This window comes from Amycolatopsis sp. NPDC004378, assembly GCF_053602455.1.
Genome location: NZ_JBSGDR010000001.1, coordinates 422,570 through 438,355 on the forward strand (window position 1 = coordinate 422,570; position 15,786 = coordinate 438,355).

A 15,786-nucleotide genomic window follows, 5' to 3' on the forward strand; every position below is an offset into this window, starting at 1 on the left:
GGGTGGTGAACACCAGGCGCCGAGTCCGCCGGCGCCCCTATAAAGATATAAGGAGAAGAACGGCGGAATTCGTGACTTCGTGTCGGTCGATTATCCACCCAGGGTGACAAACGGGCAACGAAAAAACCTCCCGGCGGGATATGCCGGGAGGTCTTTTCGGGTTTTTCGGCTCAGCCGTTGTCGCGGCTCTTGGCGCGAGAACGCTCCTTCGCGCGGGTATTGACGTCCAGGGTGACCTTGCGGACCCGGACGACCTCCGGCGCGACCTCGACGCATTCGTCGACCGAGCAGAACTCGAGCGCCTCTTCCAGGCCCATCTTGCGCGGGCGGGCCAGCGTCTCCATCACGTCGGCGGAGGACTGACGCATGTTGGTCAGCTTCTTCTCCTTGGTGATGTTGATGTCGAGGTCCTCGAAGCGCGGGTTCTCGCCCACGACCATGCCCTCGTACACCTCGGCGCCCGGCTCGACGAAGAAGGTGCCGCGGTCGGCCAGCTGGATCATCGCGTACGCGGTGACCGGGCCGGTGCGGTCGGCGACCAAGGAGCCGCTGTGGCGGGTGCGGATCTCGCCCGCCCACGGGAAGTAGCCCTCGAACACGTGGTTCGCGATGCCGGTGCCGCGGGTCTCGGTGAGGAAGTCGGTGCGGAAGCTGATCAGGCCGCGCGACGGGAGCACGTACTCCAGCTTGATCCGGCCGGTGCCGTTGCCGCTCATGTCCTCCATGCGGCCCTTGCGCGCGGCCAGGAGCTGGGTGATCGCGCCGAGGTGCTCCTCCGGCGAGTCGATGTAGAGGCGCTCGAACGGCTCGTGCAGCTTGCCGTCGATCGTGCGCAGCACCACCTGCGGCTTGCCGACGGTCAGCTCGAAGCCCTCACGCCGCATCTGCTCGACGAGGATGGCCAGCGCCAGCTCGCCACGGCCCTGGACCTCCCAGGTGTCGGGGCGCTCGGTCGGCAGGACGCGGATCGAGACGTTACCGATCAGCTCCTGGTCGAGGCGGGCCTTGACCAGCCGCGCGGTGACCTTGTCGCCGCCGTTGCGCCCGGCCAGCGGCGAGGTGTTGACGCCGATGGTCATCGAGATCGCGGGCTCGTCGACGGTGATCCGCGGCAGCGCGACCGGGTTGTCGACGTCGGCGAGGGTGTCGCCGATCGTGATGTCCGGGATGCCGGCGATGGCGACGAGCTCGCCCGCGCTGGCCTCGGTCGCCGGGACGCGGGTGAGCGCCTCGGTGACCAGCAGCTCGGAGATGCGGACGTTCTGCGTCGTGCCGTCCTCGCGCATCCAGGCCACGGTCTGGCCCTTGCGGAGCTTGCCGGCGTGGATGCGGATCAGCGCGATGCGGCCGAGGAAGTTGGACGCGTCGAGGTTGGTGACCAGCGCCTGCAGCGGCGCGTCGAGGTCGGCGGCGGGCGGCGGCACGTGCCGGAGCAGCGTGTCGAACAGCGGGTCGAGGTTCTCGCTCTCGGGGATCTCGCCGTCGGCGGGCTGCTCCAGGCTCGCCTTGCCGGCGCGCGCGGAGGCGTAGACGACCGGGAGGTCGAGGATCGCGTCGTGGTCGGCGTCCTCGATGTCGCTGGCCAGCTCGAGCAGCAGGTCGTGGGTCTCCTCGACGACCTCGGCGATCCGGGCGTCCGGCCGGTCGGTCTTGTTGACCAGCAGGATCACCGGCAGGCCGGCTTCGAGGGTCTTGCGCAGCACGAACCGGGTCTGCGGGAGCGGGCCCTCGGACGCGTCGACCAGCAGGACGACGCCGTCGACCATGGCCAGGCCGCGCTCGACCTCGCCGCCGAAGTCGGCGTGGCCGGGGGTGTCGATGACGTTGATCGTCACCTGGCCCTCGGGCGTCTGGCGGTGGATCGAGGTGTTCTTCGCGAGGATCGTGATGCCCTTTTCGCGCTCGAGCTCCCCCGAGTCCATCACGCGGTCCACGACCTCGGCGCGCTCGGCGAAGGCGCCGGACTGGCGCAGCATCGCGTCGACGAGGGTCGTCTTGCCGTGGTCGACGTGGGCTACGATCGCGACATTGCGCAGGTCGGGCCGGGTCTTACCGGTCGGCCGGCCGGTTTCGACGGTAGCGCTGGCTGCGGGCACGCGAGAACTCCTGAGCTTCAAGGGTTGGATGGCCGCGCAAGCCGTTCAGGCATCCCGTGACCGGCTCTGGTCACACGCGGACCTCACCCAGGATACCTGCCGCCCCGGTGTGAGCGGCCCCACGCCCCCCTGTCGATTAGGCTGACCTAACGTGGAAACCCGGTGACGGTCGCCGATCCGGAAGGTGCGTGCGCGTGGGCAAGAAGCACGACGACCCGCGGAAGGTCGTGCGCAAGCTGATGAAGGCCGGCAAGGTCAAGAAGAAGTGCTGCCGGTCGAAGCCGCGCTGCAAGAAGTGCCCCGTGCTTGCCCTCAAGAAGGCCAAGCTGGACCTCGCCGCCTAGCTCAGTGGGTCACGGCTTCGTTGACCAGCCTCAGCTCGGGCGCGGTCTTCGTCGGCGAGAACTCGATCACCTCGTACTGCGCCAGGTGCTTCACCGAGAACGGGTCCGACGCCAGGATGGCGTCGAGCTTCCCGCGGGCCATCGGCCGGGTGATGATGACGCCGCCGGTGCGGGGGTTCCGCCGCCCGGACGCCAGGAAGTGGCCGCTCTCGTACTGCTTGTTCAGCCACTCGGCGTGGTCCGGGAGCGCGTAGTCGATTTCCTCGATCGGGGCCGTGTAGTTCAGCAGGACGACATACATGGTTAAGAAGGTAGACCCGCTCGCGGGTTCCCGCGCCCGGACGATGCGAAGTGGTGACAGCCCCGGCTATAGTCGCGGCATGCACGCGCAGACCAGCAGCTGGTGGCCGCCCACGGCGGCCGTCTAGTCCTGCGCTGAACCCAGCGGCCGCCCCGGACGGGCGGCCTTTTTCGTGCCTTCTCCGGGGTGGTCCCCCGCGGAAGGAAGACACGATGAGCAAGCTCTCCGGCATCACGCCCTCCGGCCACGTCCACCTCGGCAACCACCTCGGCGCCGTGCGCCGCTGGGCGCGTGAGGGCGACGTGGACGACCTGTACTTCGTCGCCGACCTGCACGGCATGACGACCCCGCACAACCCGGCGAAACTCCGATCCTTGGCGAGCGAGCAGCTCGCCGTCCTCATCGCCGCCGGGATCGACCCCGAGCGCGTGTTCGTCCAGTCCGACCTCGCGCGCGAGCTGGGCGCGCTGACCTGGGTCCTCGAGTGCACCTGCAACTACGGCGAGGCCGCCCGGATGATCCAGTTCAAGGAGAAGTCGAAGGGCCAGGCGGGGGTGCGGCTGTCGCTGCTGACGTACCCGGCGCTGATGGCGGCGGACATCCTGCTGCAGGGCGCGGACGAGGTCCCGGTCGGCGAGGACCAGCGCCAGCACGTCGAGCTGACGCGGACGCTGGCCAAGCGGTTCAACGGCACCTACGGCGACGTGTTCACCGTTCCCCGCGCGGTGCTGCCGCCGGCCGGCGCGCGCGTCCGGGACCTCGCGGACCCGGCCCGCAAGATGTCGAAGTCGACGCGGGACGCGGTGGGCGTGGTGTTCGTGCTGGACGAGCCGGACCAGATCCGCCGCAAGATCCGCCGCGCGGTCACCGACGGCGGCTCGGTGCCGGTGCACGACCCGGACAACCGGCCGGGGATGGCGAACCTGCTGGAGATCCTCGCGGCCTGCCGCGGCGGCTCCCCGGCCGAGCTGGCGGAGGAGTTCTCGTCGTACGGCGCGGTGAAGGACGCCGTCGCCGACGCCGTGATCGAGGAGGTCGGCCCCCTGCGTGAACGAGCGTTAACGCTGCTCGACGACGTCGCGGAGCTGGACCGCGTGCGCAAGGCGGGCGCGGACCGTGCCCGTGAGCGCGGCTCCCACCGGCTCGACGCGGCGTTGCGGATGATCGGCGCCTGTTGAAGAGCCGTGAAGGCCACATCGAGGTCTCGATGTGGCCTTCACGGACTCGCGAGCAGTTCGCGGAAGGCCGGGAGCAGGATGCGGTCGGCGGGCAGCCAGTCGACGTCGTCGAGGTCGTCGGGCCCGAGCCAGCGGACGGCCAGGTGCTCGACGGCCCGCGGCTCCTCACCGGGCGAAACGAGCTTCGCGGCATAGATGCGGAGGACCTTCTCGCCGGGCAGCGGGACGTCTTCACCGACGCGCCGCCCGACCTCGATGACGACGTCGAGCTCCTCGCTGCACTCGCGGGCCAGCGCGAAGGCTTCGGACTCGCCCGCCTCGACCCGGCCACCGGGCAGTTCCCACTGCCCCGCGTGCCCCGGCGGCCAGGCCCGCTGCTGGGCCAGCAGCTTGCCGTCGCGCACCAGGGCGGCACCCACGATCACACCGTTCACAGCCCCGGAATCTACCCGGAAGCCCCCACGGCCGACCGTGTCGTCCCGCCAATCACACGTGATGCCCCTCCAATCACGCGAGATGCCTCCCCAATCACGCGAGATGCCTCCCCAATCACGCGAGATGCCCTTTCAGTCACCCGAAGCGGGCCGCCAGGTGACGACGAACCGGGCCCCACCGTCCGGCGACTCGCCCACCTGGACCCGGCCACCCCGCCGCCGGACGGTCTCCGCGACCATCGCCAGCCCGAGTCCCGTTCCCCCCGACGAGCGGGCCCGGTCGTCCGCGATGCGGTAGAACCGGTCGAAGACCTTCTCGCGGTGCTCCGGCGCGATGCCCGGGCCGTCGTCGTCGACCACCACGCGCACCGACGAACGCGACGCCAGCACCGAGACCACGATCTCGCCGCGCGCGTAGCGGCAGGCGTTGCGCAGCAGGTTGTCGAGCACCAGCTCCACCTCCGCGTGCGCCGCCGATGCCCAGGCCTGCTGGACCGCGTTGCTCACCCGCGCTTCCGGCGCCCCGGCCGGCAGTCGCGCGACGGCCGCGCGCACCTCGCTGACCAGCTCGACCGGCTCCGACGCGGGCACCTCCCCCGCGTCCGAACGCGCCAGCGACAAGAGCCCGTCCAGCAGCGACGACAGCCGCTCGGCCTCGGTGAGGATGTCCGAAAGGGTCTCCTGGGCCAGCTCCGGATCGGGGTTGGTGACCGCGACCTCGGCCTGCACCCGGATGGACGCGACCGGCGACCGCAGCTCGTGGGCCGCGTCGCCGGTGAACCGGCGCAACCGTTCGGCCGCCTGCTCCTGCCGCGCCAAAAGGGCGTTGAACTCCTCGGCGAGCGCGCGCAGCTCGTCGTGCGAGCCCGGCAGCGCCAGCCGCGACCCCGGCGGCAACGACCGCACCGAGCCCCGCATGCGCGCGACCGGACGCAGCGAAAGCCGCACCACCAGCCACGTCGCCAGCCCCGCGACCAGTGCCCCGACCGAGGCGACCACCACCAGCCACACCCCGCCGTAGTGCACCGCGGCGGAGAACCCGACCAGGCCCGCGCCCGCGACGACCAGCCGTTGCGACCCGTCGGGCGTGCTGACGACCGTGCCGAGGTACCGGGCGCCGTCGCGCTGCACCGGCTGGCCCGCCTTGAGCGTCGAGACGTCCGAGGGGGCGAGCCCGGTCGGCGTGCCGCCGTCCGCCGGCGCGCCCGAGATGTCCAGCACCCGCAGCGTCACCGGAGCCGTGCCGGCCAGCGGACGCCCGGCGCCCACCTCGGCGCCGGCCGGGCCGAGCGCACCCGTCAGCTCGCGGTCGACCGAGTCGATGAGCAGCGGCGAGAGGTTCGACGCGGCCAGCGCGGCCAGGCCGAGCAGGCAGCCGAGGGTGATCGTCGCGGCCAGCAGGGTGATCCGGACCTGCAGGGACCGGCCCCGCCACCAGGAGCTCACGGGGTGATGACCTCGTCGAGCTGCGCGTCGGAGGCCAGGTAGCCGTGCCCGCGGACGGTCCGCAGCAGCGCACCGGCGCCGACCGCGTCGAGCTTGCGCCGCACGTACCCGACGTACACCTCGACGAGGTTGCGCGTGACGGCCTGCTCCTCGCCCCAGACCGCCCGCAGCAGCTCGTCCTTCGTGACGACCGTGCCGGCCCGGCCGACGAGCACCTCGAGCAGGGCGAACTCGCGCGGGCTCAGCCCGACCTCCTCGCCGTTCCAGCGCACCTGACGCAGCCCGCGGTCGACCTCCAGCGCGCCGAGCCGCAGCGTGCCGCGGCCGGCCTCGGGCCCGGCACGGCGCAGCGTCGCGCGGACCTGCGCGACCAGCACCACGAAGGAGAACGGCTTGACGAGGTAGCCGTCGGCGCCGAGGTCGAGGCCGTCGGCCTGGTCGATCTCGCCGTCCTTGGCCGAGACGAGCAGCACCGGCGTGGTGACGCCGTCCTTGCGCAGCCGCTCCAGCACGCGGTAGCCGGACAACCCGGGCAGCATGATGTCGAGCAGGATGACGTCGAACGAGCCGGTGCTCGCCAGCTGCAGCCCGGTGGGCCCGTCCGCGGCCGTGACCACGTCCATGTCCTCCGCGCGCAGACCGCGCTGCAGCGCCTTCCGCACGCCCGGTTCGTCGTCGACCACCAGCACCCGAGGTTTCACGAGGTTCATCATGGCCGGTTTGCGCAGGTCGTGCGTCAGCTCTCAGCACGATCTCAGTGTTGGAGGGAGAACCTTCAGGGGTATCTCAGCCTCGAGAGGGAAGCGTCGTGGCCAGGGAGCCGGGCACACTCGAGCCCGGGACACCACAGGGAGAGACGCATGAAACCGAAGACGAAGGGCATCACGGCCGCGGTCGTCGGCACCGCGCTCGGCGCGGGCGGGCTCGCGTTCGTCGCGATGCCGGCCAGCGCCGACGACAAGCCGGCGCTGCCGCAGGTGAGCGCCGAGGACCTGGTCCAGTCGGTGGTCAAGGCGAAGCCGGGCGCGTTCGACGGCACGGTGAAGGTCAGCAACGACCTGGGCCTGCCCGCGGTGGGGAACGCGGTGCCGGGCGCGCAGGCGCTGAACATGGACTCGGCGCACATCTTCAGCGACGGCGCGGGCAAGAGCCGCCTGGCCGTGACGCAGGGGGCCAGCCAGGAGACCGTGGTCCACGACGGCACGACCGTCTGGGACTACAGCTCCAAGAACAACACCGCGACCAAGGTGACCATCCCCGCCGACGTCGCGAAGCAGAAGGGCGCCGGCAGCGAAAAGACGGCCGACCCGGTCGCGGCTTCGACGGAACTGCTGGCGAAGGTCCGCGAGAGCAGCACGGTGTCCGTCGACGGCACCGCGACCGTCGCGGACCGGCCGGCCTACGAGCTGGTCCTGACGCCGAAGCCGACCGAGCGGACGCTGCTGCGCGAGATCCGCGTGGCGGTCGACTCGCAGACGCGCATGCCGCTGCGGGTGTCGGTGCTGAGCAACGGCACGTCGACGCCGGCGCTCGAGGTCGCGTTCAGCCAGATCGAGTTCACCCAGCAGCCGGCCGACCTCTTCACCTTCACCCCGCCGAAGGGCGCGAAGGTGCAGGAGAAGACGCCGACGGTCGACCAGGCGGACAAGGACCGGGCCGAGCAGGCCAAGCAGGACGTCAAGGTCGTCGGCGACGGCTGGGACACCGTCGTCACCGGCAAGGTCCCGGCGGACGCGCTGAACGCGGCGCCGAAGCAGCAGCAGTCCGGTCGTGAGGGCCGCAACGCCGACCCGAAGGCGCTGCTCGAGCGCTTCGCCAAGAAGGTCAGCGGCCCGTGGGGCAGCGGCTACCTCGTCACCACGAAGGTCGGCACCGCGGTGCTGACCGACGACGGCCGGTTCGCGGCCGGCGCGGTGCCGGAGCAGGTCCTGTACGAAGCCCTGGGCCAGAAGTGACCAGCACAGCGGTCGAGTCCGGGGCGGACGTCTCTTCGGAGGCGTCCGCCCCGGCGGTCCCGCTGGCCGCGCGGACCCGGGGCCTGCGCAAGGTCTACCGCGGCACGGTCGCGGTGGACCACGTCGACCTCGACATCCCCGAAGGCGCGGTCGTCGGGATGCTCGGCCCGAACGGCTCGGGCAAGACGACCACCATCCGGATGCTGCTGGGCCTGGTGCGCCCGACCGAAGGCGAGGTCGAGCTGCTCGGCCGGCCGATGCCGGACGCCGCCGCGCACGCGCTGCCGGACGTCGGCGCGCTGGTCGAAGGGCCGGGCTTCCACCCGTTCCTGTCCGGGCGCGACAACCTGCTGCGCTTCGCCGCGGCCGAACCGCGGCTGACGTCGGCCGGGATCCCCCGGGCCGTCGATTCGGCGCTGGAGCGCGTCGGGCTGACGGACGCCGCGCGCCGGCGGTACAAGGGGTACTCCCTCGGCATGAAGCAGCGGCTGGGGCTCGCTTCGGCGTTGCTCGTGCCGCGCAAGATGGTCGTGCTCGACGAGCCGACCAACGGCCTCGATCCTGCGGGTACCAGGGAGATCCGCAGGATCGTGGCCGAGCTGCACGCCGACGGCGTCACCGTGCTGGTGTCGTCGCACCTGCTGGCCGAGGTGGAGGCGACGTGCACGCACGTGGCCGTGCTGCAGGCCGGCAACGTCGTCGCGCAGGGCGAGCTGGCGGAGCTGCTGGAGTCGGGGAACGCGGCCCTGCTGGTCCGCACGCCGGACGCCGAGCAGGCCGTGGAAGTGCTGCGGGAGCACCGGATCGGCGCGCGGCTCACGCCGGACGGCGTCCGCGCCGACCTCACCGCGGCCGAGGCCCCGCGGGTGCTGCAGGTTCTCGTGGGCGCGGGGGTCGCGGTCCACGAGGCGACGCGGGCCCGCACCGGGCTGGAAGACCTGTTCGCGCGGCTGACGGAGGGGGCGGAATGACGGCCGTACTGGAGGCACCGGCGGCCCGCACGGGCCACGACACGGTGCCCTTGCCGCGGCTGCTGGCCGCGGAGCTGCGCTGGATCTTCCGCCGGCCGCGCACGGTGGCGGTGCTCGGGCTGCTGGCCCTGATCCCGATCGTCATCGGCATCGGCCTGACGCTGGTGAGCGAGAACGCGCAGACCGGCGGCGGCCCGGACGGCGGCGGTGGCGCGCTGCTGGCTTCCGCGGTCAACAACGCCTTCGTCCTGCCGATCGCGGCGATCGTGATGACGCTGACCCTGCTGCTCCCGCTGGCCTCGGCCATGGCGGGCGCGGACGCGATCGCGGGCGAGACGGCGCACGGCACGCTCCGCGGCTGGCTGATCGCCCCGGTGAGCCGCGGCCGGCTGCTGGCGGTCAAGGCGTTCGGCGTCGCGACGGTGTCGGTGGTCGCCGTGCTGGCGATGTGCTTCACCGGCGTCGTGACCGGGCTGATCATCAACGGCACGGACTCGCTGTTCACGCTCTCGGGCACGACGTTGTCGCTGGGTGCCGCGCTGGCCCGGATCCTGCTGGTGGCGGGCTGGGTGGTGCTCCAGCTGTGGGCGGTCGGCGCGGTGGCGCTGGCGATCTCCAGCTGGACCGAGCACCCGATGCTGGTGGTGGCTTCGGTGCTGGCGGCCGACATCGTGTTCACCATCCTCGGGTTCCTGAGCTCCCTGAACTGGCTGCACCCGTTCCTGCTGACGCAGAACTGGTCGTTGGCCCCCGCCGAGGTGCTGCAGGACCCGATGGGGACGCAGATGCTCGGCGAGGGCGCGCTGCGGGCGGCGTGCTACATCGTGATCGGGCTGTCGCTGGCCTACGCGCGACTGTCCACACGGGACGGCTGAGTGAAGGCGAGGACGCGGCGCCAGGCGTCGTCGCAGGCCTCGCCCCACTCCGCGTACGAGCGGTCGAAGAACGAATGCGGCGCGCCCGCGTACACGTGCCGCTCGTACCGCACGCCGGACTGCTCCAGCCGCGCGGTGAAGGCGTCGAACTCGGCTTGGCCGGTCGCGACGTCTTCACCGGCCAGGAGCAGGAGCATCGGTACTTCCAGGTCGTCGATCACGTCGGTGACCAGCTTCGGCAGGCCGTAGAAGCCGATCACGCCGGCCAGGCCGAGGCCGGCCGCCGAGAGGCGCCACGACTGGCCCGCGCCGAAGCAGAAGCCCACCGTGTAGACGTCACCCTCGCCGAGGAAGTCCTTCGCCGCGGCGACGTCCGCGGCCACCTCTGCCGGTTTCACCTCCGGGAGATGCCGCTCCCAGTCGAAGCCGTCGCCGCGCTCGCCGAGGCCGGCGGTGCGGCCGTAGTAGTCGATCGCCACCGTCTCGAACCCCGCTTCGGCGAAGCGCCGGGTCAGGTCGCGGTAGAACGCGTGCACTCCGCGGACGTCCGGCAGCAGCACGACTTTGCGGCCGTTCGGTGCGGCCGGAACGGCGTGGTGGGCGAGGAAGTCGACGTCCGAAGTCAGCGTCACGGGTTCGTCCGCCGCCACCTCGCCCCGGGTCGGCGGCGCGGGCGGGCGGCTGTCGGTGCGGTGGCACATGGGGAAGTCCTTTCGTCCCGGCCGAGCCTGCCGCGCGCCGGGCCGCGGACCCAGCCCCTGTCCGGGGGTCGGTCCGCCGGTCCTGGTACCGGCAGGGCCAGGCTCGCGACGGCCCGAAGCCGCACACTGGCCCGCATGGACCGGGAACTGGGCAGCTTCCTGAAGTCGCGCCGGGAAGCCGCGACGCCGGCCGACAGCGGCATCCTCACCGGCCCCCGGCGGCGGGTGAGCGGCCTGCGGCGCGAGGAGGTCGCGCAGCTCGCCGGGATCAGCGTCGAGTACTACGTCCGGCTGGAGCAGGGCCGGGCGCGCGGCCCGTCCCCCGAGGTCCTCGACGCGCTGGCCCGGACCCTGCGGCTGGACGACGTCGAACGCGCGCACCTGTACGACCTCGCCGCGGCCCGGCCCGCCCGGCCGCCGTCGGCCCGCCGGGTGCGGCCCGAGCTCGCGGACCTGCTGGCGAAGCTGGACCGCGTCCCCGCGCTCGTCTTCGACCACCGGCTCGACGTCCTGGCGTGGAACCCGTTGTCCGCACAGCTGTTCTTCGACTTCGCGGCGACGCCGGCCCGCAACCTCGCCCGGTTCTGCCTGCTCGACCCGGCGAGCCGCGAGGTGTTCCCGGACTGGCCCGACGTCGCCCGCGCGACCGTCGGCCAGCTGCGGCTCGTCGCCGCGAAGTACGCGACGGACAAGGCACTCGCGACGCTCGTCGGCGAGCTGACCCTGCGGAGCGAGACGTTCCGGACGTTGTGGTCGGGCCGGGTGGTGCAGCAGCGCACGCACGGGCGCAAGCGGTTCCGCCACCCGGTCGCGGGCGAGCTGACGCTGCGGTTCGAGAACTTCGAGCTGCCGGACTTCTCGGGGCAGCGGCTGATCACGTTCACCGCGGACCCCGGCAGCCCGTCGGAGTCCGCGCTGGACCTCCTCGCGCACTGGGCCGGCTGAGTCAGCCCACCAGCGCGACGCCGTCCGGATCGAGTTCCAGCTCGACCGCGTCCCCGGCGCGCAGGTCGGACGCCGCCGGGGCGACGGCGTCCACAGTGGACTCTTCGAGCCGCACGACGAGCCGCACATGCTCGCGCCGGTGCACCGCCGCGACGACCTCGCCGGGCACGCCGTCGGCCGCCACCCGCAGCGCGTGCGGGCGCAGGCCGAGCCGCACCGGGCCGTCGTCGGCGTCCGGGAGCGGGACGTCACCCAGTGGCGTGTGCGCCACCCCGCCCGCCACGACACCGTCCACGAACGTCGTCACGCCGAGGAAGCGCGCCACGTCGTCGTCCGCCGGGTTGCGCCAGACGCGCCGGACCGCGCCCTCCTGGCGGACCTCGCCGTCGTCGAGGACGGCGACGCGGTCGGCCAGCGTGAACGCCTCCTCCTGGTCGTGCGTCACGAGCAGGGCCGTGATCTTGCTGCGCCGCAACAGGTCCGCGAGGTCGATGGCCAGCTGCTCGCGCAGGCCGGCGTCCAACCCGGACAGTGGCTCGTCGAGCAGCAGCAGCCGCGGCTTCGGCGCCAGCGCCCTGGCCAGCGCCACCCGCTGCGCTTGGCCGCCGGACAGTTCCGTCACCCGGCGCTTTTCGAAGCCCGTCAGGCCGACCAGGGCCAGCAGCTCGGCGACCCGTGCCGCCCACTGCGCGCGTGACACGCCGTGCATCCGCAGGCCGAACGCGATGTTCGCGGCGACGTCGCGGTGGCCGAACAGCTGGCCGTCCTGGAAGACGAGGCCGAACCCGCGGCGGTGCACCGGCACCGCGCCGAGGTCTTCGCCGTCCCAGCTCACCGCGCCCCGCGCCGACGGCTCCAGCCCGGTGATCGCGCGCAGCAGCGTCGACTTGCCCGAGCCGGACGGCCCGAGCAGCGCCAGCACCTCACCGTCGGCGATGTCCAGCCGGACGTCGCGGACCGCCGCGAACGATCCGTAGTGGACGGTCAGGTCCCGCACCGACAGCGCCATCAGAACTCTCCCACCCGGCCGCGTCCGAGCCGGTCGATCAGCGCGACGGCCAGCACCGTCACGAGCATCAGCACCGCGCACGCGGCGTACGCCATCTGGTTGTTCAGCTCGCCGGGGCGTCCCATCAGCGACGCGATCGCGACCGGCAGCGTCGGCGCGGCCGGCCGGGCGAGGAAGCTGGTGGCGCCGAACTCGCCGAGTGCCACGACGAACCCGAACCCGGCCGCCGCGACCAGTGGACGCAGCGTCAGCGGCAGGTCGATCTCGCGCCAGACCCGAAGCGGGCTCGCGCCGAGCGTCGACGCGGCCTGCCGCAACCGGACGTCGACCGAGCGCAGCACCGGCAGCACCATCCGCACGATCAGCGGGATGATCACCAGCGCCTGGGCCAGCGGCACGAGGTAGGGCGACGTCCGGAGGTCGCCGGGCAGCGCGTCGAGCGTCACCAGGTAGCCGAACCCGACGGTCACCGCGGACACCCCGAGCGGCAGCATCAGCACGGCGTCCATCGTCTCGCCGAGCCCGCGCGCGGCCTTCGCCGGCGAGCGCCGCAGCGCCACCAGCACGACGGACGCGAGCACGCCGACGACCATCGCGAGCAGCGTCGCGTCGATCGCCACCTTGAGCGAGTTGACCGCGGCGTCCCAGCCGGAAACCTGCAGCGCGCCCTTCTCTCCGGTGGTGGTCAACGCTCGATAACCGGCCAGGCTCCAGCCGTTCCCGGCGGACACCGATTCGGCGAGCAGCGCCACGATCGGCGTCAGCAGCAGTGCGAGCACCACGCCCGCGGCGCCGATGACCCACCACTCCCCGCGGCGGGGTCGTCGCACCCGGCCGGACCCGGTCCGGGCGCCGTCCTTGCGCCGTCGCGCCAGGCCGCCGAGCACCAGCGCGGCGACCACGGCCGCGAACTGGATCAGCGAAAGCGCCGCCGCGCCCGAAAGGTCCAGGAGGTCGACGGTCCGCAGGTAGATCTCGGTCTCGAGAGTCCGGTACTTCGCGCCACCGAGGATGAGCACGACGCCGAAACTGGTGGCGCAGAACAGGAACACGACGGCCGCGGCGGACGCGATCGCGGGGGCCAGCGCGGGCAGCGTCACCGACCGGAAGGCCCGCCACGGCGACGCGCCGAGCGCGCGGGCGGCGTCGGTTGTCCGCGGGTCCAGCCGGGCCCACAGCCCGGCCACGGTCCGCGCGACGACGGCGACGTTGAAGAAGGCGTTGGCCAGCACGATCGGCAGCACGCCGCCGTCCGGCCAGAGCGCCCGGAACGCCAGGCCGACGACCACGGTCGGCAGCACGAACGGAACGAGCACCAGCGTCCGCGCAAGACCGACGCCGGGCAGCTTCACCCGGGCCAGCAGGAACGCCACGGGCAGCCCGGCGACCACGGCGACGACCGTCGACGCGGCCGCCGTCGCCACGGTGAAGCCGGCCAGCTGCCAGGTGCGCACGTCGCCGAGGACGGTGTCGAGACCGCCCGCGGCGAACCCGCGGCCGATGATCGCGAGCACCGGCCAGGCGAAGAACACCACCAGGAACCCGATCGGGGCCAGGCCGAGCAGCGCCAGGCCGACCCCTCGAGCGGTCCTGGGCGGGGCCAGGACCGGTGGTTTTCGGGGGTTCCGGGCGGCGGAACCCCCGGCCCGAGGCGAGGCCTCGGATGTCACTGCACGAGCGTGCGCCATTCGCCGATCCACTTCTCGCGCCCGGCTTGGACCTGGTCCGCGGGCAGCGTCTGCGGCTTCTGCGGCAGCGGCGCGACCTGCGCCCAGCCCGCGGGCAGCTCGACGTCCTGCCGCGCCGGGTAGACGTACATGTTCGCCGCGACGGTCGTCTGGAACTGCTGCGAGAGCAGGAAGTCCACGACCTTGCGCGCGCTGTCGGTCTGCTTGCCGTTCGCCAGCACGCCGGCGTACTCGACCTGCCGGTAGCAGGTGTCGAGCAGCGCCTTGGTGCGCGGCTTGCCGTCGTCACCGACCTCGGCGGCGGGCGAAGACGCGTACGAGACGACGATCGGGCGCGGCCCCTTGCCCGCCGAGCCGGAGAAGTCCTTGGTGTAGGCCTCTTCCCAGCCGCTGACGACCTTGACCCCGTTGGCCTTCAGCTTGCTCCAGTAGTCCTTCCAGCCGGCCTCGCCGTACTTCGCGATCGTGCCGAGCAGGAACGCGAGCCCCGGGGACGCCGTCGCCGGGTCCTCCGCGACCAGCAGGTCCTTGTACTTCGGGTCGGCGAGGTCGTCGTAGGTCCCGGGCGCCGGGATGCCCTTGCTCGTGAAGTAGTTCGTGTCGACGTTGACGCAGACGTCGCCGACGTCGACCGCGGAGAGCCGGTGCTCGGGGTCGACGGCGTAGCGCTGCGGCCCGCGGTCGGCCTCGGGGCTGGTGTAGGCGTCGAAGACGCCCTCCTTGAGCGCGCGCGAGGCGAAGGTCGAGTCGACGCCGTACGCGACGTCCCCGATGGGGTTGGCCTTGGTCAGCACGAGCTTGTTGGTCAGCGAACCGGCGTCGCCCTGCTTGAGCACGGAGATCTTGATGCCCGACTGCTTCTGGAAGGCGTCGAGCACCTCCTGCGGCGCCAGGAAGGAATCGTGCGTCACGAGGGTGACGGTGGGCGTCTGCTGGGTGCCGCCGTCGCCGCTCGACAGCGAGCACCCCGCGGTGACGGCCCCCACGACGACAACGGCCGTCGCGGCGCGCGCAGCCCTGCGTTTCATCTACCCCTCCTGCACTTCACCGGACGAAGAGGGGTGAAGCCCTCCCTACGCCGGCATGATCCGGTCAGGTGCGAACGGTCGCGGATACCCGCCTCTCAGCCCGGCACCGGCCGGACTCCCGTGGCAACCGTGCAGCGTAGTCCAGGACGTAAGACCATGGAGACATGACGGAAATCTTGAGCGACTCCGAGGCCGACGAACGCCTGGGCACGGGCTGGACCAGGTCGGGAGCGGTGATCTCCCGCGAGGTGGAGCTCGCCTCGTTCCCGCAGGCGATCGAGGTGGTGGACCGCGTGGCGGTGCTGGCCGAGCAGGCCGACCACCATCCGGACATCGACATCCGCTGGCGCACGCTGACGTTCCGGCTCTCGACGCATTCGGCGGGCGGCCTGACGGCGAAGGACTTCTCGCTGGCGGCCGAGATCGACTCGGTGCTCGACTCGGTGTGACTTCGGTAACTCTGGGTGCACTTTTTCGCGATTTCGACGTCTCTCGGTAAACGACCTTTGCTAGGAGAGACGGATCATGACGCAGGCGATCGTGGTGGGCACGGCGGCATTCGCGGCGATGGTGGCAGCGGCCGGCGGCGTGCTCTGGTTCACCGCCCGCGGCCGTCGTCACCCGGATGCCGGTGAGTTCGATCACAGCCGCTAACGAAGGGCATGATCAGCGCGCTGAGCAGGGCGGAAGCATCGGTTTTCGGCCCAAGGAAACGCCATGAACAGCACCGCCGCCCTCACCCCCGCCCAGCGCGCCTGGATCAACGCCCTCGCCCCCGCGGTGGTGCTGATCACGATCGCCCTGATGGGCATCCT

Annotated in this window: 17 protein-coding genes and 1 riboswitch; of the genes, 8 read left to right on the plus strand and 9 right to left on the minus strand. The window is 72.1% G+C overall.

The window, feature by feature from the left end; translation table 11 throughout:
- Window positions 1–170: 170 nt before the first annotated feature.
- Window positions 171–2,096 carry a translational GTPase TypA gene (gene typA / locus ACWEN0_RS02090; protein ID WP_451968103.1) on the minus strand — a complete coding sequence of 642 codons (1,926 nt, stop codon included), beginning with the start codon at window positions 2,094–2,096 and terminating at the stop codon, window positions 171–173.
- Between the two features lie 194 nt (window positions 2,097–2,290).
- Between typA and ACWEN0_RS02095 the strand changes: the two genes are divergently transcribed.
- Window positions 2,291–2,440 (plus strand): hypothetical protein, encoded by a 150-nt coding sequence (locus ACWEN0_RS02095; RefSeq protein WP_166641800.1) that lies wholly within the window; start codon window positions 2,291–2,293, stop codon window positions 2,438–2,440.
- Between the two features lies 1 nt (window position 2,441).
- Here ACWEN0_RS02095 and ACWEN0_RS02100 read toward each other — a convergent pair whose 3' ends face one another.
- Complete coding sequence (locus tag ACWEN0_RS02100) at window positions 2,442–2,741, minus strand: YciI family protein (protein ID WP_451968105.1); 300 nt, start codon at window positions 2,739–2,741, stop codon at window positions 2,442–2,444.
- 212 nt (window positions 2,742–2,953) lie between these two features.
- On the opposite strand from ACWEN0_RS02100, the gene trpS reads away from it, so the two are divergent.
- The gene (gene trpS, locus ACWEN0_RS02105) at window positions 2,954–3,919 is read left to right on the plus strand and encodes a tryptophan--tRNA ligase (protein WP_451968107.1); all 966 of its coding nucleotides are present in this window, start codon (window positions 2,954–2,956) and stop codon (window positions 3,917–3,919) included.
- Window positions 3,920–3,957: 38 nt separating this feature from the next.
- Here the strand turns inward: trpS and ACWEN0_RS02110 are convergent, their stop codons facing one another.
- The 3 genes from ACWEN0_RS02110 to ACWEN0_RS02120 form a co-directional block, all read right to left on the minus strand.
- Entirely contained in the window at window positions 3,958–4,353 is a 396-nt protein-coding gene (locus ACWEN0_RS02110; protein WP_451968109.1) for a (deoxy)nucleoside triphosphate pyrophosphohydrolase, read from the minus strand.
- Between the two features lie 132 nt (window positions 4,354–4,485).
- Window positions 4,486–5,799 carry a sensor histidine kinase gene (locus tag ACWEN0_RS02115; RefSeq protein ID WP_451968111.1) on the minus strand — a complete coding sequence of 438 codons (1,314 nt, stop codon included), beginning with the start codon at window positions 5,797–5,799 and terminating at the stop codon, window positions 4,486–4,488.
- Complete coding sequence (locus ACWEN0_RS02120; protein WP_451968113.1) at window positions 5,796–6,512, minus strand: response regulator transcription factor; 717 nt, start codon at window positions 6,510–6,512, stop codon at window positions 5,796–5,798. Before ACWEN0_RS02120 ends, ACWEN0_RS02115 begins: the two co-directional genes overlap by 4 nt.
- Before the next feature lie 147 nt (window positions 6,513–6,659).
- On the opposite strand from ACWEN0_RS02120, the gene ACWEN0_RS02125 reads away from it, so the two are divergent.
- The 3 genes from ACWEN0_RS02125 to ACWEN0_RS02135 are packed head-to-tail and all read left to right on the plus strand — an operon-like array spanning window position 6,660 to window position 9,600.
- Complete coding sequence (locus ACWEN0_RS02125; protein ID WP_451968115.1) at window positions 6,660–7,754, plus strand: LolA family protein; 1,095 nt, start codon at window positions 6,660–6,662, stop codon at window positions 7,752–7,754.
- On the plus strand, window positions 7,751–8,725 hold the full coding sequence (locus ACWEN0_RS02130; protein ID WP_451968117.1) for an ABC transporter ATP-binding protein: 975 nt from the start codon (window positions 7,751–7,753) through the stop codon (window positions 8,723–8,725). Before ACWEN0_RS02125 ends, ACWEN0_RS02130 begins: the two co-directional genes overlap by 4 nt.
- The gene (locus tag ACWEN0_RS02135; RefSeq protein WP_451968119.1) at window positions 8,722–9,600 is read left to right on the plus strand and encodes an ABC transporter permease; all 879 of its coding nucleotides are present in this window, start codon (window positions 8,722–8,724) and stop codon (window positions 9,598–9,600) included. Before ACWEN0_RS02130 ends, ACWEN0_RS02135 begins: the two co-directional genes overlap by 4 nt.
- Here the strand turns inward: ACWEN0_RS02135 and ACWEN0_RS02140 are convergent.
- Window positions 9,570–10,301, minus strand: a complete 732-nt coding sequence (locus ACWEN0_RS02140; protein WP_451968120.1) for a dienelactone hydrolase family protein — start codon at window positions 10,299–10,301, stop codon at window positions 9,570–9,572. The two genes, ACWEN0_RS02135 and ACWEN0_RS02140, sit on opposite strands and share 31 nt — an antisense overlap.
- Window positions 10,302–10,436: 135 nt before the next feature.
- Here ACWEN0_RS02140 and ACWEN0_RS02145 point away from each other — a divergent pair, with 135 nt between their 5' ends.
- Window positions 10,437–11,246 (plus strand): helix-turn-helix transcriptional regulator, encoded by an 810-nt coding sequence (locus ACWEN0_RS02145; RefSeq protein ID WP_451968121.1) that lies wholly within the window; start codon window positions 10,437–10,439, stop codon window positions 11,244–11,246.
- Between the two features lies 1 nt (window position 11,247).
- Here ACWEN0_RS02145 and ACWEN0_RS02150 read toward each other — a convergent pair whose 3' ends face one another.
- The 3 genes from ACWEN0_RS02150 to ACWEN0_RS02160 all read right to left on the minus strand — a co-directional run bounded on the left by ACWEN0_RS02150 (window position 11,248) and on the right by ACWEN0_RS02160 (window position 14,971).
- Window positions 11,248–12,255 carry an ABC transporter ATP-binding protein gene (locus ACWEN0_RS02150; RefSeq protein ID WP_451968122.1) on the minus strand — a complete coding sequence of 336 codons (1,008 nt, stop codon included), beginning with the start codon at window positions 12,253–12,255 and terminating at the stop codon, window positions 11,248–11,250.
- Window positions 12,255–13,811: an ABC transporter permease gene (locus ACWEN0_RS02155; protein ID WP_451969811.1), complete on the minus strand. Its 1,557-nt coding sequence runs from the start codon at window positions 13,809–13,811 to the stop codon at window positions 12,255–12,257. Before ACWEN0_RS02155 ends, ACWEN0_RS02150 begins: the two co-directional genes overlap by 1 nt.
- A gap of 110 nt (window positions 13,812–13,921) precedes the next feature.
- Window positions 13,922–14,971, minus strand: a complete 1,050-nt coding sequence (locus ACWEN0_RS02160) for a thiamine ABC transporter substrate-binding protein (RefSeq protein ID WP_451968124.1) — start codon at window positions 14,969–14,971, stop codon at window positions 13,922–13,924.
- Between the two features lie 24 nt (window positions 14,972–14,995).
- Window positions 14,996–15,103, minus strand: a riboswitch (TPP riboswitch).
- Between the two features lie 32 nt (window positions 15,104–15,135).
- On the opposite strand from ACWEN0_RS02160, the gene ACWEN0_RS02165 reads away from it, so the two are divergent.
- The gene (locus ACWEN0_RS02165) at window positions 15,136–15,420 is read left to right on the plus strand and encodes a 4a-hydroxytetrahydrobiopterin dehydratase (RefSeq protein WP_451968126.1); all 285 of its coding nucleotides are present in this window, start codon (window positions 15,136–15,138) and stop codon (window positions 15,418–15,420) included.
- 76 nt (window positions 15,421–15,496) lie between these two features.
- A complete protein-coding gene (locus ACWEN0_RS02170) occupies window positions 15,497–15,625 on the plus strand; it encodes a hypothetical protein (RefSeq protein WP_451968128.1) in 129 nt (42 codons plus the stop codon).
- Window positions 15,626–15,786: the final 161 nt, after the last annotated feature.

Coding starts and splice junctions, on each gene's coding strand:
- ACWEN0_RS02145 (WP_451968121.1), top strand. CDS start 10,437: ATGGACCGGGAACTGGGCAGCTTCCTGAAGTCGCGCCGGGAAGCCGCG.
- ACWEN0_RS02120 (WP_451968113.1), bottom strand. CDS start 6,512: ATGATGAACCTCGTGAAACCTCGGGTGCTGGTGGTCGACGACGAACCG.
- trpS (WP_451968107.1), top strand. CDS start 2,954: ATGAGCAAGCTCTCCGGCATCACGCCCTCCGGCCACGTCCACCTCGGC.
- ACWEN0_RS02150 (WP_451968122.1), bottom strand. CDS start 12,255: ATGGCGCTGTCGGTGCGGGACCTGACCGTCCACTACGGATCGTTCGCG.
- ACWEN0_RS02135 (WP_451968119.1), top strand. CDS start 8,722: ATGACGGCCGTACTGGAGGCACCGGCGGCCCGCACGGGCCACGACACG.
- ACWEN0_RS02165 (WP_451968126.1), top strand. CDS start 15,136: ATGACGGAAATCTTGAGCGACTCCGAGGCCGACGAACGCCTGGGCACG.
- ACWEN0_RS02125 (WP_451968115.1), top strand. CDS start 6,660: ATGAAACCGAAGACGAAGGGCATCACGGCCGCGGTCGTCGGCACCGCG.
- ACWEN0_RS02100 (WP_451968105.1), bottom strand. CDS start 2,741: ATGTATGTCGTCCTGCTGAACTACACGGCCCCGATCGAGGAAATCGAC.
- ACWEN0_RS02160 (WP_451968124.1), bottom strand. CDS start 14,971: ATGAAACGCAGGGCTGCGCGCGCCGCGACGGCCGTTGTCGTCGTGGGG.
- ACWEN0_RS02140 (WP_451968120.1), bottom strand. CDS start 10,301: ATGTGCCACCGCACCGACAGCCGCCCGCCCGCGCCGCCGACCCGGGGC.
- ACWEN0_RS02170 (WP_451968128.1), top strand. CDS start 15,497: ATGACGCAGGCGATCGTGGTGGGCACGGCGGCATTCGCGGCGATGGTG.